Origin of the sequence: Candidatus Planktophila lacus (genome assembly GCF_002287925.1) — a bacterium.
GTDB classification, from domain to species: domain Bacteria; phylum Actinomycetota; class Actinomycetes; order Nanopelagicales; family Nanopelagicaceae; genus Planktophila; species Planktophila lacus.
Window position 1 is genome coordinate 741,969 of sequence record NZ_CP016769.1, and the last position, 24,447, is coordinate 766,415.

Below are 24,447 nucleotides of genomic sequence, written 5' to 3' on the forward strand. Positions count from 1 at the left end.
AGAAATACCTTATTTGCCTTTCTTACGAAATGCCGCCATAAACATGGAGTCGCTCTGATGTCTGTGGGTCCATAAGGAGAGCGACTTACCGCGCATCGCGCCGTTTAGTCCATCTGGAAGAAACGGCGACAAATCAATCTGTTCTAACTCAGGATGGGCTTTCAAAATATCAGCAACCGCGACAGTGGTTTCGGCGAAGTGCGGAGAGCAGGTTGCGTAGGCAAAGAGTCCACCATCTGCCAACACTGATACTGCGCTATCGGATAACTCACGTTGTAGCGCTGTTAGTGCACGTAGATCAGTAACGGTTCTTCGCCAACGAACTTCGGGGCGACGGCGTAGTGCGCCAAGCCCAGTGCAAGGAACGTCGGCAAGAATGGCATCGAAGAGTTCACCGTGTGATGCGATTTCGCGCCCATCGCCTACCCAAACTCTTGCGCTTCCAACTACTTGTCTAACTAACTCTGCTCTCGGCTGACTTACTTCGTTCGCGGTAAAGTCCTTACCTTTTTCTTGTGCGATTGCCGAAAGTAGTGCGGCTTTTCCACCAGGGCCGGCACATAAATCCAACCAGCGTTGTGATGAGGCCGCAGCGTTGGAAAAGATTTGCGCAACAAGTTGCGAGCCTTCATCCTGCACGCCAGCTCTACGGCGTCTCACTGGCTCCAAAGTATTCGGAATTCCATCGAATTTGATTCCATATTGTGAATACTCAGTAGGAACTCCGCCGAGATCAACCAACTCTTCTTGCGATGAACGCCCCGGCCACCAAACTAAAGTTGGCGATGCCGGAATATTGTTGGCAATTAACGCAGATTCAACTTCAGAGAAATCCTTTAGTAGGTCAAAGTAGGCCGACACTATCCATTCCGGGTGCGAATGGATAATCGCTAAACGTTCGACATCATCCTTGATCTGATTTACCGGCTCCATCCACTGATCTAGCGTTTGCGCGCTCATCTTGCGCAACATCGCATTAACGAAGGAAGCCTTCGACTCCCCCAAAACTTTACGGGCGAGTTCTACTGTCTCAGAGACTGCTGCGTGAGTGGCGACTCGCATCTCAAAGAGTTGATGTGCGCCAAGACGGATTACATCTACGATGCCGCTGTCTACTTCGTTCCATGGTCTATCTGAAATCTGCGCGGCGATGTAATCATGGCGACCTTGCATGCGCAGAGTTCCGTAGAGAAGCTCTGTCGCAAAGCCTTTATCTCGCTGCTCAAATTTAGAATCAGTTAGCGCACTTGGAAGCAATAAATTTGAATATCCTCCGCGCTGGTTAACTTCTTGCAGGATATCGAAGACTAATAAGCGAATTGGGTTCGGTTTAGGCGACTTAAAGGTGTTGCGGCGAGCTGGCGTCGCCTTATCGCTCATATAAATCGCTCGTGTTGCTCGATGCGGGCACCGTTGATCCAAGAGATAGCATCCATGCTCGCTTTACCTGCCGGTTTCACTGAGAGGATCTTTAGCGAACCTTCCGCAGTGGATACAAATAACTCTTTTCCAACCAAGAGGATTTCTCCAGGTTGACCCGTTTTCTCATCACTAACATCAGCAGATTCAATTTTGAGCGCTTCGTCGCGGAAAGTTGTCCATGCTCCAGGTGCCGGATAGAAGGCGCGAATCTTTCGCTCAATTTGCATTGCTGGATGGTTCCAATCAATACGGCCTTCATCCTTGGATAACTTGTCGGCGCGCGATGCACCATCTACAGATTGGATAACAGGAAGCTCGTTGGCTTCAATAGCGCTGATCGCATCTAATACGACTGGCGCCCCGACTACCGCAAGATTTTGTAGAAGTGAATCAGTCGTTGCTTTATGTGGCATTGCTATCTCTCTTTGGCGATAGATCGGTCCAGTATCCATTCCCTTATCGAGTTTGAAGACTGTAACCCCCGTGACCTCATCACCAGCTTCTATAGCGCGTTGCACCGGAGCTGCTCCTCGCCACTTTGGCAGAAGTGAAAAATGGAGATTAATAAATCCATGAGTGGGAAGATTGAGAATTTCCTCTTTAATGATCACACCGAAACCAATAGTGATGACTAGATCTATCTCTGACACTGCTAGTTTGAGTTCTTCCTGGTCGACTGGTTTTCGAACGCTGATTCCACGATCTTTTGCCCATATCGCAACTGGTGATTCCTTTAGCGAAAGCCCGCGACCTGCTGGTCGGTCGGGCTGAGTGATCACTGAGACAAGATCGTGTTCGCTCTTTAAGAGAGCTTCAAGGGTGGGTAGAGCGACTTCTGGTGTTGCGGCAACTGCGATCTGCACTAAATGCTCTTCCCAAACATGTTATGCGGTGAAGTTTTAATGACTGGGCCATTCCCGCCATCTAAAGCGGTGCCGAACCATTCTGATTCGCGGATCTCCTTCATCGCCAATTTGCGATCTTGAGCAGATAGGCGATCGATAAAGACAATTCCATCTAAATGATCGGTCTCATGCTGAAGGGCGCGAGCTAATAACTCAGTTCCTTCAACAGTAATTGGCTCCCCATACATATTAAATCCCTTAGCAACTGCGCGAAAAGCGCGCGGTGTCTCATAACTCAAAGCCGGGAAAGAGAGGCAACCTTCTTCACCATCTTGCAGTTCCGCACTTAAATCAAGCGTCGGATTAATCAGATGACCGATCGCTTCATCTACATCCCAAACAAATACTCGTAGTGGGACACCTATTTGTGGCGCTGCTAGACCTGCACCCGGTGCTTCCAGCATGGTGTCCGTTAAATCTTCAACCAGAGTTCGTAGTTCTTTATCAAAGTCGATAACCGCAGCTGCCGGAGTGGTCAGCACTGGATCGCCAAAGAGGCGGATCGGTTGAATGGACATGTGCGAAGTCTATCTCAGCGCAGTAGTGAAAGAACTTATTAGCGCCTAGCAAACTTTGTTAAGAGAGTGAATATGGGTCGATTCGCACTTGCATCGCCTCTTTCTTGGCGATCGCGCGATGTTTTACAAACTCACCTACAAATTGTGTGAGATCGGCGAAGTCAAATTCCGACGCCGTCAAAATAATTCTCGCCTTATCTCCGCCTCGTATTGATGGCCCCAAAACCTTTGTTGATGCAGGAATACGCGAATCAAGCAGAGCCTTCTTAAATCCTTCTGCGACCGTGCTCGCCTCAGAGGTAGCTAAATCGACAGTCAAAGGTCGCGTAAATGGTGGAAGATCTAAAGATTCAAGATCGGCAAGTTCACGTTTATACATATGCGCTGGATTCCAACTAGCCAGAGCAGCATTTATTGGGTGGCTACTATCGATCGCAACTAAAACTGGTGCTCCTGGTTTTACCTGCCCCGCCGCCTCAAAGAAAGCTTCGCGAGATCGTTCCTGACCTCGCAGATCAGAGTACGAAAAGAAAGATCCTCCCTCAAGAAGGACTGCCGCCGAATATCCACCTTCACATCTTGGCGCCATTCCCTGCGTTGCAATAACTAGCGAACTCTTACCGGTGACTTCTTTAACCGGTGTATCAGCATCCGAATTAATTACGGGGAATCCTGGAAAAGCTCGTCCAATTTCCTCAGCGTGACGGATCGCTCCCCTGCCAAGCAAAACCAACTTGTCCTCGTTGCACCATTTACATTTCCGTGTCGAGAAAGTCGTTGAACAATGTACGCAAGTAGGCGGAGCGCTCTGGTTCGAGCGCGAGAGTTTTCCACCACAAGGGCAGATCGCTAGATTGCGACATTTCTTACACATTAATGCACTGGCATAACCCTTCTTCGGGACTAAGAAAAGTACTGACCCCGACTTTAAAGCGGTTCGGATTGGAGAAAAGATTCGCTCCGGTAACAACTCTGAATTACCTTGCGGAAATGTTGATACCTGCAGACGCGCTTTCTTACTTAAGAATTTCACCGAACTGGAATCGATGGCCCGAGCCATTTCAAGTGAAGGTGAATAGCCAACAAAATAAAGGTTTAATTCCTCTTCGCTCTGACGCAGAAGGGCGACATCTCGCACATTCCAGCCTGGATGACGTGGTTCATAATGGCTCTGTGAATTCTCGCGATAGACAATCAAGGTAGCTAAATCAGGCGGAGTCAAAAAGATCGCACTCCGGGTACCGATAATAATCTGGCCCGATTTGTTGATAGCAGTGAGGTAATTTGAATAGCGGTGGGTACGTGACAACGACGAAGTCAGAATGAGAGCGTCCGGAATCTCCACTTTGAGAAGTTCTAACTCGCGATCTTCTGGAACGATAATTAGAACGGAACCCTTTGCTTGAGCTTTCTGCGCGAATTCACTTAAGCGCTTTAAGGGATCTTCATGCGGCGCTAGATGTAGATAGGTAACTTCCCCTTTTCCTTTGTTCGCCAAATCTTTCGTTGTCGAACTTCTGAATTCGGTGGTGAAAGCTTTATCGACGCTAGCCACCCGCGCCGGTATGGCGCTTCTAATTACATCGAATTGATTACAGATCCAACGCTTGGAGATTGCTGAAATCAGAGCTATTAGAGCTGGAGTCGCAACTATTTCCTCTGAAATTACAGATGAGATGAACTTTAGATTGGTGATCTCGCTCTTATCTGATCGCTCCAGTACTAGCGCTTCAACATCGCGACCAGCAAATGGAACACCGACGCGGATTCCAGGCTTTACCAATTGCGAAAGCCGTTCAGGTACCAAGTAGTCGTATGTTCCATCTAAATGGCTTACCGAAGTATCGACCCAAACTTTGACAAAGGCAGCATGCTGCGCCTGAGCGCTATCGACTCGCTTTACTTCTTCCCGCTTTAAGCGAAGTGGACGCGCCGTAGCCACGGCGTTACTTCTCTTTAGTTAACAGCAGCGCGTAGCGCATCGACTCGCGAAGTTGATTCCCATGTGAAGTTAGGGAGTTCGCGACCAAAGTGGCCGTACGCAGCAGTTTGTGAATAGATTGGACGAAGCAGATTTAGATCGCGAATAATGGCAGCAGGACGTAGATCAAAGACCGTGGTCACAGCATCTTGAATCTTCTGAACAGGAACAGTTTCAGTTCCAAAAGTTTCAACAAAGACGCCAACTGGTTGTGCTTTACCAATTGCATAGGCAACCTGTACTTCGCAGCGACGTGCCAGTCCTGCGGCAACGACGTTCTTAGCTACCCAACGCATTGCATATGCAGCAGAGCGGTCAACCTTTGAAGGATCCTTACCCGAAAATGCTCCTCCGCCGTGGCGGGCCATTCCACCATAAGTATCTACGATGATCTTGCGACCGGTAAGTCCTGCATCTCCCATTGGACCACCGATTACGAATCGACCGGTTGGATTAATCAAGGTACGCATATCTTTACGAGGTAGATCGATCTTGGAAAGCACAGGTTCAATAACGTGTTCAATAATTTCAGGGGTTAACTTCTTTGCAACATCTACTTCTTCAGCATGCTGACTTGAGATAACAACTGTGTCTAGGGCAACCGCTTTATCGCCATCGTATTCGATCGTTACTTGAGTCTTGCCATCAGGGCGCAGGTAGCCAAGTGCTCCTGATTTACGCACCTTAGATAGCTGCTGCGCAAGCTCGTGGGCCAACCAGATCGGAAGTGGCATCAACTCTTTAGTGTCATCGCACGCGTAACCAAACATCAAACCTTGATCTCCGGCACCTTGCAGATCCAGTGGATCAGCAGAAGACGCAACTCGATTTTCGTAAGCGTCATCTACTCCCTGGGCGATATCTTGCGATTGCTGACCAATGGAAATAGATACACCACAACTGTTCCCATCAAAACCCTTAACTGAAGAGTCGTATCCAATGCCAATGACGGTGTCGCGAACGATGCCCATGACATCTGCATATCCGTTAGTTGTTACTTCACCAGCAACATGTACTTGACCTGTAGTGATAAGAGTTTCTACCGCAACGCGACTTGAAGGATCTTGAGAGAGAAGTGAATCTAAGATCGCATCCGAGATTTGATCGGCGATCTTATCTGGATGGCCTTCCGTGACAGATTCGGAGGTAAATAGACGCTTTGACATGGGCTTAACCTAACTGAATAAGGGCTTGGTCGAGGAGAAGTTCGGCCAGCGAGTCCTTGCTTGAAGTTGGTACTTCAATTTGAGCGCCATTGCTCGTTAAAACAATTCCTTGAGTCTCAGTAGCGCCGAATATGGCGCCTTCTGAAACATCGTTGAGATAGAGAATATTAGCGCCTTTAGCCACTAACTTTGCTTTAGCGATCTCAATATCCAGTGATGTCTCTGCGGCAAAGGCGACAACTATCTGTTTATCCCTTAGGCGAGCGATTGATTTCAGTAGATCTGGATTCTCTGATAACTCGATCTGTTGCAGATCGCCCTTCTTTATCTTGCCTTCGGAATACTGCGAAGGTCTAGCATCTGCAACCGCCGCGCTCATGACCAATACATCGGTCTTTGGAAATTCTTCTTCCAAAAATTGGTGCATTTCAATAGCGGTTTCAACAGGTATAACTCGCACACCCTGCAGAGTTCGAGACTCTTCTTCAGTTAACTGTGAATTAGCCATAATCAAAGTTACTTCCGCACCGCGATTTAGCGCAGCGCTAGCAACTGCCGCGCCTTGTCGGCCACTGGAACGGTTTCCGATATAGCGAACCGGATCGATCGACTCACGAGTTCCACCAGCGGTAACCAGAACTTTGCGACCTAAGTAATCCTTCTTTGCGCCTATCGCTTCTTCAAATTTTTCAATGATTGCTGCTGTTTCCGGAAATCTACCCGGACCGATGTCATCGCCAGTAAGTCGACCTACCTCAGGCTCCATAACTTTAAATCCGCGCGATCTAAGGGTTGCTACGTTCGCGACAGTGGCGGGATCTAGCCACATCTGCGGATGCATGGCGGGCACGACCAGAATTGGTACATCGATTGCGAGTATTAGATTTGTTAATAGATCGTCCGCTCGACCAGCTGCGATGCGCGCGATGAGGTCAGCAGTAGCTGGAGCGATGATTGCGCAATCCGCATCTTTGGCAAGTGAGATATGGCGAACTTCATCAACGCGTTCCCAAACCTGCGTAGTGACCGGTCTGCCAGAGAGCGCTTCCCAGGTAGCTGCACCAACGAAGTTAAGGCTTGATGGAGTTGGAACAACAGTTACGAGATAGCCGCGATCCTGCAGACGACGAAGTAGATCGCAAGATTTATAGGCAGCGATGCCTCCGCCAACTCCGAGAATTACTTCTCGAGCGCGCGCCATGACTTAAACCTAATTAAAGGCTAATTAAGCAGTTGGCTCGAGGTTTTCGATGGTCAAGAGACCTTCGTTGATTTCGCGGAGCGCGATTGAGAGAGGCTTCTCGTGAACGTGGGTCTCAACTAGCGGACCAACATATTCAAGTAAGCCTTCTCCGAGTTGTGAATAGTAAGCGTTGATCTGACGTGCACGCTTTGCCGCATATAGAACGAGGCTGTACTTAGAACCGCTCTTCTCGAGAAGTTCGTCGATTGGTGGATTAGTGATGCCGTCCATTTGCGCCTCCAGTAATAATTGCTAACTGCTTCTAAAAGTAATTTGCTCGGAAAACGGTTAAATAACAGAAGCCCTAGCGTTGAGTCACCAATGATATCAGGTGAGCGACGACTTCTTCTACTCGCTCATTTACCAAGGAAATATCGAAAAAACCAGCCTGGGCTAGCTCTTCTTGCGCCAACTCTAAACGCGCCGCCCGTCGCTCTGGTGAATCAGTACCGCGTCCTTCTAACCGTGAAACTAACTCTTCCCATGATGGCGGCTCGAGAAATACAAGTACCGCTTCAGGGGCACGTTCTTTAACTTGCTTGGCGCCAGCAATTTCAATTTCAAGAAGAACGCTCTTTCCATCGCGGAGTGCATCTTCAACCGGCTTGCGAGGAGTTCCGTAACGAGCGCCTGCAAAATTTGCCCATTCTAAGAAGAGCGCACTTTTAACTGCGTTATCAAATTCTTCATCCGTATAGAAGAAGTAGTCCACGCCATCTACTTCGTTGTGGCGAGCCGTTCTTGTAGTTGCGGAGATGCTAACCCAGAACTCTCCGGACTCTCGTAGAACTTTTGCAACAGTGCTCTTTCCGACTCCCCCAGGCCCAGAGAGAACCAGAAGTTTGCCGCGTTGTGCAGCAGCTACACGATCAGGAAATTCCTTCAATAAGTTCTCGCGCTGTGAAACTCCCAATCCTTGAATTCTTCTAGTTGGGGAAATATTCAACTTCTCTAGTATTGCTAGAGCACGAACCTTGCCAACGCCTGCGAAAGATTCGAGAAGTTCAGCTACACGCATCTTGGCGATCGCTTCATCATTTACCGCAAGGGTCAGAATTGCAGAGAGAGAAAGTTCGCCTGCCTTTACTCGCGCTTTGATCGCCGCTCTCACCTGACGAGCCGCAGTCGATTTGGCCAGCGCCGCTGATCTCTGTGCGGGAGTTAACTGTGGAGGCGTTGGCATACGCGAAAGTCTAGTTACTGAGAATTTCACTAGCAATCGCCGCGGCTTTATCGCGCAACGCTTGTGGACCTTGGCTCCAGGCTGATGTTATTGGGCGACCAATCACAACATAATTTGCGCCTTGCGCAATTGCATCTGCCGGAGTCATTGTTCGCTTCTGATCGTCTGAGCCAACTTCCGTTAATGGTCGAACTCCAGGAGTAATGATTATTGGCTCTGTACCTACCGCGCTGCGAATCGCGGCTGTTTCAAGTGGTGAGCAAACCAATGACTTAGCGCCAGCTGACACGGCCATCTTTGCTAAGGCGACCGCACTTTCTAGAGCCGGGCTTGCAAAACCTACTTCGAAAAGATCTTCTTCAGATAGCGAAGTCAAGATGGTTACAGCGGTAACGCTAACCTGCGGAACTGCAGTCGCTGCAGCTTTAACCATCTCGCGTCCACCGCTTGCATGCACCGTCAAAAATTTTGGAGATAAGTGAGAGATCGCCTTCGCTGCTCCCGCAACGGTGTGAGGGATATCGTGCAGCTTTAGATCAAGAAAGATCTCGGCACCGGTCTTTTCGATAATCCTTGAAACGCCAGCGCTGCCAAAGTTTAGATAGAACTCGAGTCCGAGTTTGTAGACCGACACTGAGCCCTTTGTATTCTCGATCCATGCCAGCGCTGTATCAAAATCTGAGGTATCAACCGCCAGAATTATGGGTGCTTTCATGGCGTATCCGTTCTGTGTGCATATCCAATTGCAGATTTCAGAGATGTGAATCCCTTGGATATCAATAACTGCTGCAATTGGTTTTGAATATCAATTAGAGCATGTGGATTTCCGAAACTTGCTGTTCCTACAGAAACACCTGATGCTCCGGCAAGGATAAGTTCGAAGGCATCGCGACCACTGGTTACCCCACCCATTCCGAGAATTGGCACGTTCGGTAGCGCTTGATGTACCTGGTAAATAGCCCGAACTGCGACGGGGCGAATTGCAGGACCAGATAGGCCGCCGGTCTTTCCGCCAAGGTGCGGACGCATTGAATCAACGTTGATAACCATTCCAAGAACGGTGTTGATCAAGGCAAGTGCATCGGCCCCAGATTCAACTACTCCCGCTGCAATCGATGGAAGGTCAGTTACATCTGGAGATAGCTTTGCGATGATCGGAAGGTCTCCCCCAATAATTCTGCGCACACCGTCGATAACGCGGCGTGAAGCTTCCGGATCGCAGGCAAAGACTAGACCGCGATTTTCAACATTTGGACAAGAGATATTTACTTCCAAAGCGCTGATCCCTGCAACTGAGCGAACCTTGCGCGCTAAAGTTGCATATTCCTCAACCGTTTCTCCCGCGATCGAAACAATTACTCGTGCTTTTTCTTCAATGAGCCATGGCACGTCATTGGCAAGAAAAGCATCAATTCCTGGACCTTGTAAACCGATTGAGTTAAGCATTCCTGAAGGAGTCTCTGCCATACGCGGCGTTGGTCGCCCGTGACGCGGTTTATTCATGACCGACTTCGTTACGACCGCACCGATCTGGTTTAGTGGAAAGAACTGCGCCAACTCTTTACCAGAACTAGCGCAACCACTTGCGGTGAAGATCGGTGAGGCAAAATAAGCATTTCCTAGAGTTGTCGCAAAGTCGAAGTTTTCTCCATTAATTAAGGTCATTGCTGCACCTGCGGAGTCTGTCCAACCAAGTGCCATTGCACGTCAGCGCCATCCATTACCGGACCATCAATACAAGAACGCAACATGGAAACTTGTCCATCGCTGCCCTTTACCGGCAAGACACAGGTCATGCAAATACCAATGCCACAAGCCATCGCTTCTTCAACCGCGCACTGATGAACAACATCGGTTCCTTCGGTGAGTTTAGATATGGCAGACAGCATTCCCATAGGGCCACATGAATAAATAACGTCAACGCTGCCGGCCTTGATCAAGTCAACGATTGGCTCGGTAACTCTTCCAGTCTGACCCATGGTTCCATCTTCGGTATAAATCTTTAGCGAGTTAACCGAACGCTTGCCCTCCATCGGTGCGTAAATCTTTCCTCCGGTAGATGCACCTAGCAACATATCCACCTTGCAGCCACGAGATTTCAAAACTTCTGCAAGCCCGAAGAGCGGCGCTGACCCATAACCACCGCCAACTAGGAGCGCGTTGACAGGAGATGTAGGGATGCCGAAGGCGGTTCCAAGTGGCGCGACAATATCTATTTCAGAACCTTCTGGTTGGGAACATAACCATTGAGAACCGCTACCGTGAGGAGCTGCAATTAACTCCATCGTTCCACCAAATGAAGTGCTTTCTGCAACGCGTGAAATAGCGAATGCGCGACGAAGAATCATCCGTGAACTGTCTCCGCCAACCTTGATCGCTACAAAGTTTCCCGGTTTACAGACTTTTACTAGGTCGCCAACACCGAGGAGTATCTGATGGTATTGACCGACGCGTTTATTTGATAGCACTGTTGCGAATGCGTGTGTCGCACCACGATTTATAGACGTCATTATTTCTTTAGCCACTCTTGGATCGGCAACACCGATAATTCACCGCGTTGCAACGCCTTAATTCCCTCGACAGCGGCGCTAAATCCTGCCGTTGTTGTGATGCATGGAATAGATCTTTGAACTGCTGCCGTGCGTATCGCCCAACCGTCGGCTCTCGTTCCGCGACCAACTGGCGTATTGATAACAAGATCAATTTCACCGCTATTGAGTAGTTCAACAATAGTTTTTTCACCAAGTGGACCTGTTCCTTCAGAATTCTTACGAACCTTCTGGGCGAGAATGTTATTAACCGCAAAGAAATCGGCGGTGCCGCCAGTTGCAATCAGCTTGAAACCCAGTTGCAGAAGAGCGCGCGCCGGAGCAAGACCTGCTTCCTTATCTTTATCCGCGAGTGAAACGAATACCGAACCAGTTTTTGGTAGCGGGCCAAATGCTGAGATCTGACTCTTGGCATAACTCTCACCAAATGTCTCAGCTATTCCCATAACTTCACCAGTAGAGCGCATCTCTGGCCCGAGAACTGCATCAACTCCCCGACCATCAGTACGACGGAATCGGTTCCATGGAAGTACCGCTTCTTTAACAGATATTCCCTTGGCAACTCCATCTCCACTTGCTGGAAGCAGGCCTTCACTTCGTAGCTCTGAAATCTTTGTGCCCATCGAAATACGCGCCGCCGCCTTGGCTAACGCAACGCCGGTTGCTTTACTGACAAAAGGAACTGTGCGCGATGCGCGCGGATTGGCTTCGAGTACATAGAGAATCTCATCAGCCATAGCGAATTGAATATTAATTAAGCCGAGTACGCCAACACCTTGTGCGATCTTTATCGTTGCTTCGCGAATTGCCTTCTGCTGCGAAGGGGTAATGGTCATCGCAGGTAAAACACAAGCGCTATCTCCCGAGTGAATACCCGCTTCCTCAATGTGTTCCATGATGCCACCTAGGAAGAGTTCTTCACCGTCAAAGAGGGCGTCAACATCTAATTCAATAGCGCTATCTAGGAACCGGTCTACCAAGACAGGGTGATCTGGAGTTATATCGGTAGCCCTTGAGATGAAGCCCGCCAGCGCTGCATCGTCGTAAACAATCTCCATACCGCGGCCACCTAGAACAAATGAAGGGCGCACAAGAACTGGATAACCGATACGTGTAGCGATGGATTGAGCCTCTTGTTGAGAAGCAGCCATTCCAAATTCTGGAGCGAGGAGTGATTGTTCTGCAAGAACTTGACCAAATGCGCCGCGTTCCTCTGCCAAGTTAATCGCCTCTGGTGATGTTCCAAGAATAGTTACGCCTGCCGCTTTTAAACCTGCCGCTAGCCCAAGAGGAGTCTGCCCGCCTAATTGAGTAATCACGCCAAGGACAGGACCGGCCAGCGTTTCAGCATGAACAACCTCTAAAACATCTTCCAAAGTTAGCGGTTCAAAGTACAGGCGATCTGATGTGTCGTAATCAGTCGAAACTGTCTCTGGATTGCAGTTGATCATTACAGTTTCAAAGCCCGATTCACGTAATGTAAATGATGCGTGTACGCATGAATAATCGAATTCAATTCCTTGGCCAATTCGGTTGGGCCCGCTACCTAAGATGATTACCGCTGGTTTGGTGCGTGGTCGCACTTCCGTCTCTTCTTCATAACTTGAATAGTGATACGGGGTAAAAGCTTCAAACTCAGCCGCACAAGTGTCAACAGTCTTGTAAACCGGTCTGACGCCTAAGTGGTAACGAGCCTTGCGAATATCTTCATCTGTCACGCCACGCAGCGCCGCGATTTGGAGATCGGAGAAGCCCATCTCTTTAGCGCTACGTAAGAACTCTTCGCTAATTTCACCAGGCTGTGCGATCTCACGTGCTCGTTCATTAATCAGTTGTAGTTGATGTAAGAACCAACGATCAATCTTGGTCGCAGCGAATACATCTTCCGTTTTAGCGCCCGCCCAAAGCGCGAGCTGCACTTGCTGAAGCCGGTATTCGGTTGGAATAACCATCGCCTTTAGCAGATGTGGAAGATCGATCTTAGAAATATCACTCGGGAATGTGAAGATCGCTTCTTTACGTTCTAGGGATCGTAAGGCTTTCATTAAAGCTTCTGGGAAAGAGCGACCAATGGCCATCGCTTCGCCAACGCTCTTCATCGTTGTCGTTAGCCGTGGGTCGGCATCCGCAAATTTTTCAAAAGCAAAACGAGGAGCTTTAACGACTATGTAATCAAGGGTTGGCTCAAAAGAAGCCGGCGTAACTTGGGTTATGTCATTGTTAATTTCATCGAGGGTGTAACCAATCGCCAATTTAGTCGCAATCTTGGCGATAGGAAAACCTGTTGCCTTAGATGCAAGGGCGCTTGACCTTGAAACGCGTGGGTTCATCTCAATCACAATAATGCGACCGTTATCTGGATTAACCGCGAATTGGATATTGCAACCACCTGTAGCGACGCCAACTTCACGAATAATATCTATCGAAAGATTACGAAGCTTCTGAAATTCAACATCAGTAAGTGTTAGCGCAGGGGCCACGGTAATTGAATCTCCGGTGTGAACACCCATCGGGTCAATGTTCTCAATACTGCAGACGATAACGACGTTATCTGATTTATCGCGCATTACTTCGAGTTCGTACTCTTTCCAGCCAATGATCGATTCTTCAAGTAAAACTTCTGTAGTTGGGCTATGACGAAGACCCGCGCCCGCGATCTGTCGCAAACTCTCTTCTTCAAATGCGATTCCGGATCCGAGTCCACCCATCGTAAAAGAAGGGCGAACGACGACTGGATATTTGAGAATTGCGGCGCCCGCAATTACCTCGTCCATCGTGTGACAGATAATCGACTTAGCCGACTCTCCCCCAATTTTCTCAACGATAGTGCGGAAGATTTCACGATTTTCACCGCGTTCAATCGCATCGACATCGGCGCCAATTAAATGTGCGCCGTAACGTTGCAGCGTCCCGGCCTTATGAAGACCGATTGCTGCGTTAAGAGCTGTTTGTCCGCCGAGCGTTGCAAGAACAGCGTCAGGGCGTTCTTTAGCAATAATGCGTTCGATAAATTCTGGGGTGATTGGTTCGATATACGTCGCATCGGCAAACTCAGGATCGGTCATGATCGTTGCCGGATTCGAGTTAACTAGGACAACGCGGATACCTTCGGCGCGCAGCACGCGACAAGCTTGAGTTCCTGAATAATCAAATTCGCAGGCCTGGCCAATAACAATTGGTCCGGAACCAATTACAAGTACACTCTTGATCGAGGTGTCGCGTGGCATTAGATCGCCACCTTTGCCCGTGGGTAACGCAGCATTAACTCAATGAAGCGATCAAATAAGTAAGCAGCATCATGCGGGCCAGCTGCTGCTTCAGGGTGATACTGAACGCTAAATGCACCGCGTTCTAGTAGTTGCAAACCCTCAACGACTCCATCATTAAGGCCGAGGTGTGTTACTTCGCCGGCGCCAAATACGGTATTGAAGGTTCCCTCTGTCGGAGCTTTAATTGCGAATCCATGGTTATGCGCAGTGATTTCGACCTTTCCAGTTCGCTTATCGATTACCGGTTGATTGATTCCGCGGTGACCAAATTGCAACTTATACGTTTCGAAACCGAGTGCGCGTCCGAGAATTTGATGACCAAAACAAATTCCAAAGATCGGTATCTGATCCAGCAAGATATCTCTAACCAGATCAACGACATCGTTCATTGTTGAGGGATCACCTGGACCGTTGGATAAGAAAACACCGTCCGGTGAGATCGCCATGATCTGCTCAAGGGTTGAGTTGTAAGGCATGACATGGACTTCTACTCCACGTTGGGCAAGGGCGCGTGGCGTTGCTCCCTTAATTCCGAGATCAAGTGCGGCAACAGTAAATTTCTTTTCACCAATTGCGGGGACGATGTAGGTCTCTTTGGTGGAGACATCCTCGCTCAAGTAAGCACCGCTCATCTGAGAAGTCTTACGAACTTCGACAACCATCTCTTCTTTACTCAACTCTTCACCGGAGAAAATTCCAACTCGCATCGCACCGCGATCGCGTAAATGGCGGGTTAAAGCGCGTGTATCAATCCCCTGAATTCCTACAATATTCTGATCGATTAACTCTGCTTCCAGATCTTTCTCACTGCGCCAGTTGCTAGTTAAAGTAGATGGATTTCTTACGACAAAGCCAGCCACCCAGATCTTCTTTGATTCATTATCGGTTGAGTTAACGCCAGTATTTCCAATATGAGGCGAGGTCATGACCACCACTTGTCGGTGGTAGCTAGGGTCGGTAAGAGTCTCTTGATAACCAGTCATACCAGTTTGAAAAACTGCTTCACCGAAAGTTCTTCCTGGTGCGGCCCAAGATTTACCTTCAAAGATCCGTCCATCATCTAAAACCAGGTAGGCCTTACTCATCTAGAGCTACCTCCCTGCGCTTCTGAATTTGAACCGTTGCTATGTATCGATGTTAGTTGTCCAGCCAAATAGGTCGGAATACCTCGGAAGAAAGTTCCCTGAATTACTCCAGCGAGTTCCATTCCATGGAAGGGAGTATTGCGACTTCGAGAGGCAACTAGGTCGCGATCCACGCGGTAAGTCTGGGTCGGGTTAATCACAGTCAGATGTGCGGGTGCGCCAACCTCGATCTTGCCACCATGGTTTACATAACCTGCGATGCGAGAAGGAGCACGGCTCATACGCTCTGCCACGCCCTCCCAATTTAATAGGCCGGTCTGAACCATTGTTTGGTTAACGATCGAGAGCGCGCTCTCTAAGCCCAGCATTCCAAATGCAGCCTCTTGCCATTCGCACTCTTTCGCTTCCGCTGGATGTGGTGCGTGATCAGTTGCGACGATATCGATAGTGCCATCTGCTAAACCTTCACGAAGCGCTTCTACATCTCGTTGGGTACGTAGCGGCGGGTTAACTTTAAAAATCGGATCATAACTATTTGCGTAGTCATCGGTCAGAAGTAAGTGATGAGGAGTAACTTCTGCGGTTACATTGATTCCGCGGGCCTTTGCCCATCGAATAATGTCCACGCCACCAGCAGTTGTTAAGTGGCAGATATGTAGCCTTGATTGGACATGATCAGCAAGCAGGACATCTCGAGCGATAATCGCCTCTTCGGCTACCGCAGGCCAACCCTTCAAACCTAAGCGAGAAGAGTTAACTCCTTCATTCATCTGCGAACCGATTGTCAGCGCTGGCTCCTGCGCATGTTGGGCAATAACGCCATTGAATTTCTTTACATACTCCAAAGCCCGGCGCATGACTAATGGATCATGAACGCAATTACCATCATCGCTAAATACTCGAACTCGCGCATTTGAATCTGCCATTGCACCGATCTCAGAGAGCGTTTCTCCATTTAAACCTTGCGTAACTGCGCCAATTGGAAAAACATCGACAAAGCCAGCGCTCTGGCCAAGTGCGTAAACCTGTTCCACGACTCCTGCAGTATCAGCAACTGGTGAGGTATTGGCCATCGCAGAGATCGCAACGAAGCCACCTTTTGCCGCTGCCATCGAACCAGATAGAACTGTTTCGGCATCTTCCTTACCTGGTTCTCGCAAATGTGTATGTAGGTCAACTAAACCAGGAAGTACTACCGAACCCTTGAAATCAATAACTTCGTCTGTAGAGTTTTTAGGAAGTGATTTGCCGATTGCGGTGATAACTCCATTTGCAATCTGAATATCACTAGATGTTCCATCTGGAAGAGTTAACCCTGAAAGGAGATAGTTTGAATTCGATGCGCTCATTACAAAGCACCTACCTCTCTGTTAATTCCGATAATTTCACCTTCAGGAGCGCCAGCTAACAACATATATAAAATGGCCATTCTTACGCTTACGCCATTTGAAACTTGCTCAACAATTACAGAACGGGCACCATCTGCGGCATCTGCAGTGATTTCTAAGCCACGATTCATTGGACCTGGGTGCATAACCAGCGCTGTTGGTTTAAGACTTTTAACGCGATCACCATTTAAACCAAAGTATCTTGAATACTCACGGGCATTGGGAAAGAACATTTCAGACATACGTTCTAGTTGAATGCGAAGCATCATCACCGCATCGGCGCCGACCAGCGCATCATCAAAGTCATAGGAAATCTTGCATGGCCAACTTTCAACACCTACCGGTAGCAAAGTAGGTGGCGCTACCAAAGTTACATCGGCTCCCAACTTTGCCAGTAGAAGTACATTCGAGCGCGCAACTCGTGAGTGCAGCACATCGCCAACGATGACGACTTTTATACCCGTGAGATCCTCACCTGATTTTGCTAAATGCTTACGGATGGTGAAGGCATCAAGCAGAGCCTGACTTGGATGCTCGTGCGTTCCATCGCCTGCATTTATCACCGCACCGGACATCCATTTTGAATCTGCTAAACGTTGCGCAGCACCCGATGCGCCATGGCGGATTATCACCGCATCTGCGCCCATCGCCTGCAAAGTCTGTGCGGTGTCTTTTAGGGATTCGCCTTTACTGATACTTGAACCTTTAGCCGAGAAGTTGATTACATCGGCAGATAGCCTCTTAGCTGCGGCTTCGAATGAGATTCGAGTTCTGGTGGAATCTTCCGCGAAGAGATTTACTATCGTTCTTCCGCGAAGAGTAGGAAGTTTCTTCATCGGTCCATCACTCACTCGAGCCAACTCTTGGGCTGTATCCAAAATTGCAATCGACTCAGCTTTACTCAAATCATTTATTGACAATAGATGCTTCACTTTGCGCCACCTTCAATCAAGACCTCATCAGCGCCATCGAGCTCTGTTAAATGAACAAGGACGCTCTGATCTATAGATGTTGGCAAGTTTTTGCCTACGAAATCTGCGCGGATCGGAAGTTCGCGATGGCCACGATCTACTAACACTGCCAATTGCACGCTCTTCGGGCGACCGATCTCACCGAGGGCATCGAGTGCAGCTCGGATCGTTCTGCCAGAGAAGAGAACATCATCGATGAGAACAACGTTTCTTCCTTCAACGCCTAGTGGAGGTATCAGGGTCGGCATCAAGGCGCGAGGCGGTCTCATCCGAAGATCATCTCGGTGCAAGGTGATATCTAAAGTTCCGACTTGAACCGGGACCTTTTCGATCGTTTCAATTATTGCGGCGATTCTCTTAGCTAAATGTGCACCGCGCGTTGGAATTCCAAGAAGTGTGATTGATTCAGAACCTGAGTTGCGTTCTAGGATTTCATGGGAGATGCGGGTTAGCGCGCGCGTTATATCTGGCGCAGGCAGGGCAAGGCTCATCGTAAATCTCCTTCCCCGCCTCGCAGGACGGGTCGTTAAAGGATGTTGGCTGATGTTACACCGAAATTCAATAGCCCTGTGGACAGCCACGGTGGCGCAACTCATGGGTGATCTACCTTTGCGCGCATGAGCCAGATAACACCCGCCACAGCATTCACTCAGCCTACGACCGCGACCATCAGCGCACGCATCCGCGCGCAGCGGAAAGCGCGATCCCTGACGCTGCAAGATATCGAAAGACTTTCAAACGGGAGAATCAAAGCGGTTGTCATGGGTTCTTACGAGAGAGGCTCTCGGGCGATCTCCTTGGCGCGAACAATTGAGATAGCAAACCTATTCACTATTCCGCTTTCTGAACTGATCGAAGAATCGAAAAATCCCGAACGAGGAAGCAACGATCAGTTGATCTTTGACCTTAGAAAATTGCGCGAGATTTCTTTAGCGGTGACGGGAAATGAGATCAGCAAAATCAACGCTTTCGTTAGCGCTATCTGCGCCAGGCGTAGAGATTGGAATGGTGAAATATTAACGCTACGTTCAGGCGATTTAGATACGCTCACGCTCGTACTTTCGGCGCCTCGCGCAGCCGTTCAAGAACTCTTGGAGCGCTTCCAACTAGTTATTAAAGTGCCTGAGATTTAAAGTGCTAGACCATCTTTAAGCGAGGCGATACGACCCAAAACTCCATGGATATACCCAGCGGATTCATCGGTGGAAAGCTCCTTAGCAAGCGAAAGTGCTTCATCGATTGCAATCGCATCATCTAAACCCGGTGACCAGAGAATCTCATAGAGCGCAAGGCGCATAATGTTGCGATCTACTGCTGGCAAGCGATCCATATCCCAGCCCTGCGCGTAGGTAGCAATCAACTCATCAATTTTTCGGCGGTGCTCTGAAACTCCGGTAACTATCTCGCGGGTGTATTCACGAATAGGACGCGCATCCGGTCCATCTTCAGTTACATCTCGAGATGCCAAAATATCAAGCGGCAGAGTTCCCCGGATATCTGCCTCAAAGAGAATATCCAGACTCTGTTTACGCGCTTTACTGCGAGCTGACACTAGTTAGCGCGACCTTGGTATGACCCATCGCGTGTATCTACCAATACCTTCTCATCCTGCTTGATGAAGAGCGGAACCTGGATTTCAATTCCAGTTTCAACGGTGGCAGGTTTTGTTCCACCTGAAGAGCGATCGCCCTGAAGGCCTGGTTCGGTGTAGGTAACGGTCAGTACAACTGATGCCGGAAGTTCGATATATAGCGGGTTATTCTCATTGATAGCAACGATAGCCTCAGTGTTCTCAAGCATGTAGTTCACAGCATCTCCAACAATCGCTGCTGAGATATTCATCTGGTCAAAAGTTTTGTTATCCATGAATACGAAATCTTCGCCCTCTTTGTAAAGGAAGTTCATCTCGCGCTTTTCTAGAATAGCAACTTCGACTTTGACGCCTGCGTTAAAGGTCTTATCGACAACTTTGCCGGTCAGAACCTGCTTTAACTTTGTACGAACGAACGCTGGACCTTTGCCTGGCTTCACATGCTGAAACTCAACGACCGTCCATAGCTGGCCTTCAATATCTAAAGTCATGCCATTTTTTAGATCATTTGTTGTTGCCACGAGAAACTCCAGTTCACGTCCGTTGACGTAATAATTTCAACCATCAGCGAACCAAAGTGCCTTTGATCTAGCGCGGTTGGCCTTCGAATGTCGAAGGCGAATGCTTTAGTTTACCTGAACTTTTAGGCTAGCAACGCCTTCAGTGCGATCAGCGCAAGAACGTAAGAGTTTGGACCAAATCCCCCGATGGTGCCATTGGCTACTCCCGAAATTACCGATGTGTGGCGGAATTCCTCGCGCGCCAATGGATTTGAGAGGTGCACTTCAATTACTGGTGATTTCACCAATTCAACCGCGTCGCGAATTGCATATGAATAATGTGTAAAGGCCGCTGGATTGATTATCACCGGCAACTTCTTATCTGCCGCCTCGTGCAACCAGCCAATAATTGTGGCTTCATCATCGCTTTGGCGTACTTCAGCTTTAAAACCTTGCGTCTGTGCAGCGTTTTCTATGTGGGCGACCAACTGAGGGTACGTCATATCGCCATAGATTGCAGAATCTCTGATATCTAAACGCGCAAGATTTGGGCCGTTGATTACCAATACGTTCATGAACTCACCTTTTCATATGCGGCATACAACTTCTTGGGATCAGGGTTTTCTAACCTATCCGTCTTTCCTATCTCGCTAATGGTAACGAATCGCAGGCTATTGCCGCGGGACTTTTTATCAACTGCCATATGAGCCAATAACTTAGGCCAACTTTCGCGCTTGTATTTGATCGGCAAATCCAAATCTTGCAATATCTGCAGATGATCTCCTGCCAACTCTTTACTAATTAACCCTAAATCCAATTGGAGATTTGCCATGAAGGCCATCCCAATCGCTACACATTCGCCATGGCGCATTGAATATCCACAATCTAGTTCAACAGCGTGGCCTAAGGTGTGGCCGTAATTCAACGCTTCACGGGCAAAGCTCTCTTTAAAGTCCTGCGATACAACCTCACCCTTAACCCTTACCGATCGTTCTACTAACTCCTTTACGAGGGATTCATCTTTTCGGATCTCAGGGGTTTTCTTTCCTCGCAATAGATCCAAAATCCTTCCATCGGAGATAAATCCACATTTCACAACTTCAGCCAAACCAGCTGCGAAATCACGATCAGTGAGAGTGCCAAACCAATCAAGATCAATAATCACCTTGATCGGACTGTGAAATGCTCCAATTAAATTCTTTCCGTAATCGCTATTGATCGCAGTTTTTCCACCAATTGCAGCATCTACAGCGCCCGCAACTGTTGTTGGAATCGCAATCCAATCAAGGCCTCGTAACCAACTCGCTGCCGCAAAACCTGCGAAGTCGGTAACTGCTCCCCCGCCGATTCCAACAATTAAATCACTTCGGGTAAATCCGGCCGCACCGAGCCAATCCCAAATCTTGAGCAAGGTGACGGATGATTTACCCGCTTCGCCATCCGGTATTGCAAAGGTAAAAATCTCTGAACTTCCCAGATCTAATCCCTCGACTCTAGAAGCTAAAGTTTCCGAAACAATAAGTGCAACGCGAGATCGTCCTTGCACGCTCTCGGACAATGAGTTTCTCCAAGATTGGGAGAGCAGAACGCTGTAATCGCGTTCAGCGCTGACCTTAATCTCGCTCATTACTTAACCCCATCCGTTGCCGCTTTGACGCTCTTTTCGCCCGTGATGATCTCGTCGACGATTTCTCTAGGAGTTAGGTTATCTACTAGGACAACTTGGGTAGCTAAAGAAAGATAAGTTGGACGGCGTTTCTCCATTAACTCTTGCCATGCCGCTCGTGGATTGCTCAGTAATAGCGGACGATCACGATTAAATCCCACGCGCGGAGCTGCTGCTGATAATGAGATATCGAGATAGATCACATTAGCGCCGGATTCCTTTATCGCCTGCTGTGCGATTTCAGAAAGTGGTGCCCCACCACCAAGTGAGAGAACACCTGAGAACGTCGCAATTTCTCTTGCGACTATTCGCGCTTCAACTTCGCGAAACCAAGGTTCACCCTTATCAATAAATATCTGTGAAATAGAAGTACCCACTTCAGATTCAATTAACGAATCGGTATCAGATAAGTTGGAACTAAGGGCCTTAGATAACGCTCTGCCAATTGTGCTCTTGCCAGAACCCGGTGGGCCGATCAAGATGTAGTTCTGCTTTCTAGAGTCGCTCATATCGCCTACTTAAAACGTAGGTTGCTCATATAGTTTTCGAAGTTGCGACGGGTTTCACTTACATTATCGCCGCCAAATTTTTCGAGGACCGCCTCTGCCAGAACTAGCGCTGCCATCGCTTCTGCAACGACTCCCGCAGCAGGAACAGCACAAACATCTGATCGTTGATTAATAGCTTTTGCAGCCTCACCGGTCTTAACATCGATCGTATCTAACGCTTTTGGCACAGTAGAGATTGGTTTCATAGCAACGCTAACGCGAAGGATCTCGCCATTAGACATACCGCCTTCGGTACCACCAGCGCGATCGGTGCGTCGCTTTATTAATCCATCTGAACCGCGCTCAATTTCATCATGGGCAACTGACCCTCGACGAGTAGCCGTTTGGAAACCATCACCGATTTCCACACCTTTGATTGCTTGAATTCCCATCATGGCTCCAGCCAAGCGTGCATCTAAGCGGCGATCCCAATGAACATGTGAACCAAGACCGGGCGGCAAGTTGTAAGCAAGAACTTCACAGACGCCACCAAGTGTGTCTCCATCCGAGTGTGCAGCTTCAATCTCCGCGATCATTTTTACGCTAGTTGCAGGATCTGCACACCTAACTTGGTCCTCGTCAATTCTTGCCATATCTGTTTTCTCTGGAAGTTTTGTGCCATCAGGAATTCTTACCGAACCGATAGATACAACGTGGCTCAAGATTGTTACTCCGACGCTCTGTTCCAGAAATGCTCGAGCAACTGCGCCAAGTGCAACGCGCGCTGCAGTTTCACGTGCGCTGGCACGTTCGAGAATTGGTCGCGCGTCATCTAAGTCGTACTTCTGCATTCCAACTAAATCTGCATGTCCTGGACGTGGTCTAGTCAGCGGTGCGTTTCGAGCCAAGTCTTTAATTTCTTCATCAGGAACTGGATCAGCCGACATAACCTTTTCCCATTTTGGCCATTCTGAGTTTCCAACCTGAATTGAAATTGGACCACCTTGTGTTAAGCCAAGACGGATTCCACCAAGGATCGAAATTTTATCGGCCTCGAAATTCTGTCTAGCACCGCGACCAAAACCTAAACGACGCCTAGCTAAATGAAAATCAATATCTTTAGATGAAATCTCAACACTTGCCGGAATGCCCTCAATAATCGCCGAGAGGGCCGGGCCATGAGATTCACCTGCTGTTAACCAACGCACTCGCATATTGTGTCAGATAAGCGCGTCATCTCGCGCACCATATAAAAGCGGCGCAGATTGCTGGCGCCAACGCTATTGGATCGGCGAACGATCTCCTCGAAATAAGATGACCAATCAGAAGTAACACACCTCCCAAGATAAAGCCCTGGATGAGATCACTCCATCTCGATATTTCCAAAGGCAGAAAGAATAGAGCGAGCAGGGCCGCCAACTTCACATCGCCAGCGCCCAAACCAAAGAACATCGCAATAAAACCAATTGAGAAAATGGCTAGTGAACTAGCGAGATGAATCTGCCCCTTACCTACGAAAGTGGTTGCAGCAAAAATCGCGGCGGTGAAGATCAGATTTCGATTTCTAACCTTATGGGTTGTGATATCGACTATCGAGATATAGAGCGATGAGATGAGAAGGAGCGCATACACACCGTGACGCTAATGGCTTGATAACCTGAATTTACATCTTTCGCAGAATCTGTGAATTACTTCGAAGCATTGATCAGCGCCAGTCTTAGCTCGCTATCGATAATCTTTTGTCCAAGTGGATAGACAGCGTTGATCTGGTCGATACCCTGATAGAGAAGTAGCTCTAGACCGCTGATCACCTTTCCCCCGCCATCAGACCAACGTCGTGCAATCAGAGTCGGCCAAGGTTTATAGAGGACATCGAAGAGCAGGCCATCGACCTTAGAAGGAATATTCTCAGCAACTAAATCTGCCGCACCAGAAGGAGTTGTATTTACAACCAGATCGAAATTGCGAAGATCAATTTGATCATCCCAAGTAATAAACTCCGGAGCCAATTTTCTAAAGCAAGCAGCTATTCCAACATTTCGCCTGACGCTTCTTCCCATAATTGCGACGCTGTCTGCGATCTCGTCCAGCGCTCCCGCAACTGCTCGAGCGGTTCCACCGGCTCCTAATATCAAAACCGAATTGAAATGATCGTATCCAGCATTGGCAAGTGCTTTAACAAATCCTGAGCCGTCTGTACTGGTCGCACTCCAACCCGAACCATTTCGAATCAGCGTATTTACCGATTGGATTTGCAGCGCAAGTTCGTCAACTTCAATTCCCGAACTTTCGGCGATAACCAACACTTCTTCCTTTAAAGGCATAGTAAGTGAGAGGTAATCATAATTTGCGCCTTGGCTTTTTAGAAAATCAGCCAAACCGCCACTTGCTACTTCAATGGCTTCATAGCTACCTGCGACACCAAGCAAATCGAAGGCTTTGGTATGCAATACGGGAGAGAGAGAATGCGCAATTGGAAAGCCAAGTACGGCAGCTTTTAAACTCTTATCTGACATGTCCTA

At 48.5% G+C, this 24,447-nt stretch carries 25 protein-coding genes; 1 reads left to right on the top strand and 24 read right to left on the bottom strand.

The features are described 5' to 3' along the window. Positions 1-9 precede the first annotated feature (9 nt). The 16 genes from A1s21148_RS03705 to pyrR form a co-directional block, all read right to left on the bottom strand. Positions 10-1,380, bottom strand: a complete 1,371-nt coding sequence (locus tag A1s21148_RS03705) for an RsmB/NOP family class I SAM-dependent RNA methyltransferase (RefSeq protein WP_095671123.1) — start codon at positions 1,378-1,380, stop codon at positions 10-12. Beyond that, positions 1,377-2,285, bottom strand: a complete 909-nt coding sequence (gene fmt / locus A1s21148_RS03710; protein WP_095671124.1) for a methionyl-tRNA formyltransferase — start codon at positions 2,283-2,285, stop codon at positions 1,377-1,379. The genes A1s21148_RS03705 and fmt overlap by 4 nt, the downstream gene beginning before the upstream one ends. After that, a complete protein-coding gene (def, locus tag A1s21148_RS03715; protein WP_095671125.1) occupies positions 2,285-2,845 on the bottom strand; it encodes a peptide deformylase in 561 nt (186 codons plus the stop codon). Before def ends, fmt begins: the two co-directional genes overlap by 1 nt. Before the next feature lie 58 nt (positions 2,846-2,903). Further along, a complete protein-coding gene (locus A1s21148_RS03720; RefSeq protein ID WP_095671126.1) occupies positions 2,904-4,787 on the bottom strand; it encodes a primosomal protein N' family DNA-binding protein in 1,884 nt (627 codons plus the stop codon). Positions 4,788-4,801: 14 nt separating this feature from the next. Beyond that, positions 4,802-5,992: a methionine adenosyltransferase gene (gene metK, locus A1s21148_RS03725; RefSeq protein ID WP_095671127.1), complete on the bottom strand. Its 1,191-nt coding sequence runs from the start codon at positions 5,990-5,992 to the stop codon at positions 4,802-4,804. A gap of 4 nt (positions 5,993-5,996) precedes the next feature. Then, on the bottom strand, positions 5,997-7,193 hold the full coding sequence (coaBC, locus tag A1s21148_RS03730) for a bifunctional phosphopantothenoylcysteine decarboxylase/phosphopantothenate--cysteine ligase CoaBC (RefSeq protein ID WP_095671128.1): 1,197 nt from the start codon (positions 7,191-7,193) through the stop codon (positions 5,997-5,999). Positions 7,194-7,217: 24 nt separating this feature from the next. Beyond that, on the bottom strand, positions 7,218-7,466 hold the full coding sequence (gene rpoZ / locus A1s21148_RS03735; protein ID WP_095671129.1) for a DNA-directed RNA polymerase subunit omega: 249 nt from the start codon (positions 7,464-7,466) through the stop codon (positions 7,218-7,220). A 73-nt stretch (positions 7,467-7,539) separates the two neighbouring features. Next, positions 7,540-8,418, bottom strand: a complete 879-nt coding sequence (gene gmk / locus A1s21148_RS03740) for a guanylate kinase (protein ID WP_095671815.1) — start codon at positions 8,416-8,418, stop codon at positions 7,540-7,542. A gap of 10 nt (positions 8,419-8,428) precedes the next feature. Then, positions 8,429-9,133: an orotidine-5'-phosphate decarboxylase gene (gene pyrF, locus A1s21148_RS03745; protein ID WP_095671130.1), complete on the bottom strand. Its 705-nt coding sequence runs from the start codon at positions 9,131-9,133 to the stop codon at positions 8,429-8,431. After that, entirely contained in the window at positions 9,130-10,083 is a 954-nt protein-coding gene (locus A1s21148_RS03750) for a dihydroorotate dehydrogenase (protein WP_095671816.1), read from the bottom strand. Before A1s21148_RS03750 ends, pyrF begins: the two co-directional genes overlap by 4 nt. Beyond that, on the bottom strand, positions 10,080-10,928 hold the full coding sequence (locus A1s21148_RS03755; RefSeq protein ID WP_095671131.1) for a dihydroorotate dehydrogenase electron transfer subunit: 849 nt from the start codon (positions 10,926-10,928) through the stop codon (positions 10,080-10,082). The genes A1s21148_RS03750 and A1s21148_RS03755 overlap by 4 nt, the downstream gene beginning before the upstream one ends. Beyond that, positions 10,928-14,194, bottom strand: coding sequence for a carbamoyl-phosphate synthase large subunit (carB, locus tag A1s21148_RS03760; protein WP_095671132.1), 3,267 nt, complete (start codon positions 14,192-14,194; stop codon positions 10,928-10,930). Before carB ends, A1s21148_RS03755 begins: the two co-directional genes overlap by 1 nt. Beyond that, positions 14,194-15,321, bottom strand: coding sequence for a glutamine-hydrolyzing carbamoyl-phosphate synthase small subunit (gene carA / locus A1s21148_RS03765; protein WP_095671133.1), 1,128 nt, complete (start codon positions 15,319-15,321; stop codon positions 14,194-14,196). Before carA ends, carB begins: the two co-directional genes overlap by 1 nt. After that, the gene (locus A1s21148_RS03770; RefSeq protein WP_095671134.1) at positions 15,318-16,670 is read right to left on the bottom strand and encodes a dihydroorotase; all 1,353 of its coding nucleotides are present in this window, start codon (positions 16,668-16,670) and stop codon (positions 15,318-15,320) included. The genes carA and A1s21148_RS03770 overlap by 4 nt, the downstream gene beginning before the upstream one ends. Further along, on the bottom strand, positions 16,670-17,641 hold the full coding sequence (locus A1s21148_RS03775; RefSeq protein ID WP_095671135.1) for an aspartate carbamoyltransferase catalytic subunit: 972 nt from the start codon (positions 17,639-17,641) through the stop codon (positions 16,670-16,672). Before A1s21148_RS03775 ends, A1s21148_RS03770 begins: the two co-directional genes overlap by 1 nt. Then, complete coding sequence (gene pyrR, locus A1s21148_RS03780) at positions 17,638-18,171, bottom strand: bifunctional pyr operon transcriptional regulator/uracil phosphoribosyltransferase PyrR (RefSeq protein ID WP_095671136.1); 534 nt, start codon at positions 18,169-18,171, stop codon at positions 17,638-17,640. Before pyrR ends, A1s21148_RS03775 begins: the two co-directional genes overlap by 4 nt. 126 nt (positions 18,172-18,297) lie before the next feature. Between pyrR and A1s21148_RS03785 the strand changes: the two genes are divergently transcribed. Continuing rightward, positions 18,298-18,813: a DNA-binding protein gene (locus tag A1s21148_RS03785; RefSeq protein WP_125932386.1), complete on the top strand. Its 516-nt coding sequence runs from the start codon at positions 18,298-18,300 to the stop codon at positions 18,811-18,813. On the opposite strand, the gene nusB is transcribed toward A1s21148_RS03785, so the two are convergent. From nusB to A1s21148_RS03825, 8 genes are all read right to left on the bottom strand, one after another. Beyond that, on the bottom strand, positions 18,810-19,232 hold the full coding sequence (gene nusB, locus A1s21148_RS03790) for a transcription antitermination factor NusB (protein WP_095671138.1): 423 nt from the start codon (positions 19,230-19,232) through the stop codon (positions 18,810-18,812). The genes A1s21148_RS03785 and nusB overlap by 4 nt on opposite strands. After that, positions 19,232-19,792 (bottom strand): elongation factor P, encoded by a 561-nt coding sequence (gene efp, locus A1s21148_RS03795; RefSeq protein WP_095671139.1) that lies wholly within the window; start codon positions 19,790-19,792, stop codon positions 19,232-19,234. Before efp ends, nusB begins: the two co-directional genes overlap by 1 nt. Before the next feature lie 122 nt (positions 19,793-19,914). Beyond that, complete coding sequence (aroQ, locus tag A1s21148_RS03800) at positions 19,915-20,346, bottom strand: type II 3-dehydroquinate dehydratase (RefSeq protein ID WP_095671140.1); 432 nt, start codon at positions 20,344-20,346, stop codon at positions 19,915-19,917. Next, positions 20,343-21,398, bottom strand: a complete 1,056-nt coding sequence (gene aroB, locus A1s21148_RS03805) for a 3-dehydroquinate synthase (RefSeq protein ID WP_095671141.1) — start codon at positions 21,396-21,398, stop codon at positions 20,343-20,345. Before aroB ends, aroQ begins: the two co-directional genes overlap by 4 nt. Next, the gene (locus A1s21148_RS03810) at positions 21,398-21,946 is read right to left on the bottom strand and encodes a shikimate kinase (protein WP_095671142.1); all 549 of its coding nucleotides are present in this window, start codon (positions 21,944-21,946) and stop codon (positions 21,398-21,400) included. Before A1s21148_RS03810 ends, aroB begins: the two co-directional genes overlap by 1 nt. A 5-nt stretch (positions 21,947-21,951) precedes the next feature. Beyond that, positions 21,952-23,133, bottom strand: coding sequence for a chorismate synthase (aroC, locus tag A1s21148_RS03815; RefSeq protein ID WP_223299345.1), 1,182 nt, complete (start codon positions 23,131-23,133; stop codon positions 21,952-21,954). A 25-nt stretch (positions 23,134-23,158) separates the two neighbouring features. After that, positions 23,159-23,557, bottom strand: coding sequence for a prepilin peptidase (locus A1s21148_RS03820; RefSeq protein ID WP_095671144.1), 399 nt, complete (start codon positions 23,555-23,557; stop codon positions 23,159-23,161). 56 nt (positions 23,558-23,613) lie between these two features. After that, the gene (locus A1s21148_RS03825) at positions 23,614-24,441 is read right to left on the bottom strand and encodes a shikimate dehydrogenase family protein (RefSeq protein ID WP_095671145.1); all 828 of its coding nucleotides are present in this window, start codon (positions 24,439-24,441) and stop codon (positions 23,614-23,616) included. Positions 24,442-24,447 lie beyond the last annotated feature (6 nt).

Bases quoted from the DNA above. Each gene is read 5' to 3' on its own strand.
- carB (WP_095671132.1), bottom strand. From the start codon at position 14,194: ATGCCACGCGACACCTCGATCAAGAGTGTACTTGTAATTGGTTCCGGA.
- metK (WP_095671127.1), bottom strand. From the start codon at position 5,992: ATGTCAAAGCGTCTATTTACCTCCGAATCTGTCACGGAAGGCCATCCA.
- A1s21148_RS03770 (WP_095671134.1), bottom strand. From the start codon at position 16,670: ATGAGCGCATCGAATTCAAACTATCTCCTTTCAGGGTTAACTCTTCCA.
- A1s21148_RS03785 (WP_125932386.1), top strand. From the start codon at position 18,298: ATGAGCCAGATAACACCCGCCACAGCATTCACTCAGCCTACGACCGCG.
- pyrR (WP_095671136.1), bottom strand. From the start codon at position 18,171: ATGAGCCTTGCCCTGCCTGCGCCAGATATAACGCGCGCGCTAACCCGC.
- rpoZ (WP_095671129.1), bottom strand. From the start codon at position 7,466: ATGGACGGCATCACTAATCCACCAATCGACGAACTTCTCGAGAAGAGC.
- gmk (WP_095671815.1), bottom strand. From the start codon at position 8,418: ATGCCAACGCCTCCACAGTTAACTCCCGCACAGAGATCAGCGGCGCTG.
- A1s21148_RS03810 (WP_095671142.1), bottom strand. From the start codon at position 21,946: ATGAGCGACTCTAGAAAGCAGAACTACATCTTGATCGGCCCACCGGGT.
- coaBC (WP_095671128.1), bottom strand. From the start codon at position 7,193: ATGGCGCGCGCTCGAGAAGTAATTCTCGGAGTTGGCGGAGGCATCGCT.
- aroQ (WP_095671140.1), bottom strand. From the start codon at position 20,346: ATGAACGTATTGGTAATCAACGGCCCAAATCTTGCGCGTTTAGATATC.
- carA (WP_095671133.1), bottom strand. From the start codon at position 15,321: ATGAGTAAGGCCTACCTGGTTTTAGATGATGGACGGATCTTTGAAGGT.
- A1s21148_RS03755 (WP_095671131.1), bottom strand. From the start codon at position 10,928: ATGACGTCTATAAATCGTGGTGCGACACACGCATTCGCAACAGTGCTA.
- A1s21148_RS03825 (WP_095671145.1), bottom strand. From the start codon at position 24,441: ATGTCAGATAAGAGTTTAAAAGCTGCCGTACTTGGCTTTCCAATTGCG.
- aroB (WP_095671141.1), bottom strand. From the start codon at position 21,398: ATGAGCGAGATTAAGGTCAGCGCTGAACGCGATTACAGCGTTCTGCTC.
- pyrF (WP_095671130.1), bottom strand. From the start codon at position 9,133: ATGAAAGCACCCATAATTCTGGCGGTTGATACCTCAGATTTTGATACA.
- def (WP_095671125.1), bottom strand. From the start codon at position 2,845: ATGTCCATTCAACCGATCCGCCTCTTTGGCGATCCAGTGCTGACCACT.
- A1s21148_RS03750 (WP_095671816.1), bottom strand. From the start codon at position 10,083: ATGACCTTAATTAATGGAGAAAACTTCGACTTTGCGACAACTCTAGGA.
- A1s21148_RS03705 (WP_095671123.1), bottom strand. From the start codon at position 1,380: ATGAGCGATAAGGCGACGCCAGCTCGCCGCAACACCTTTAAGTCGCCT.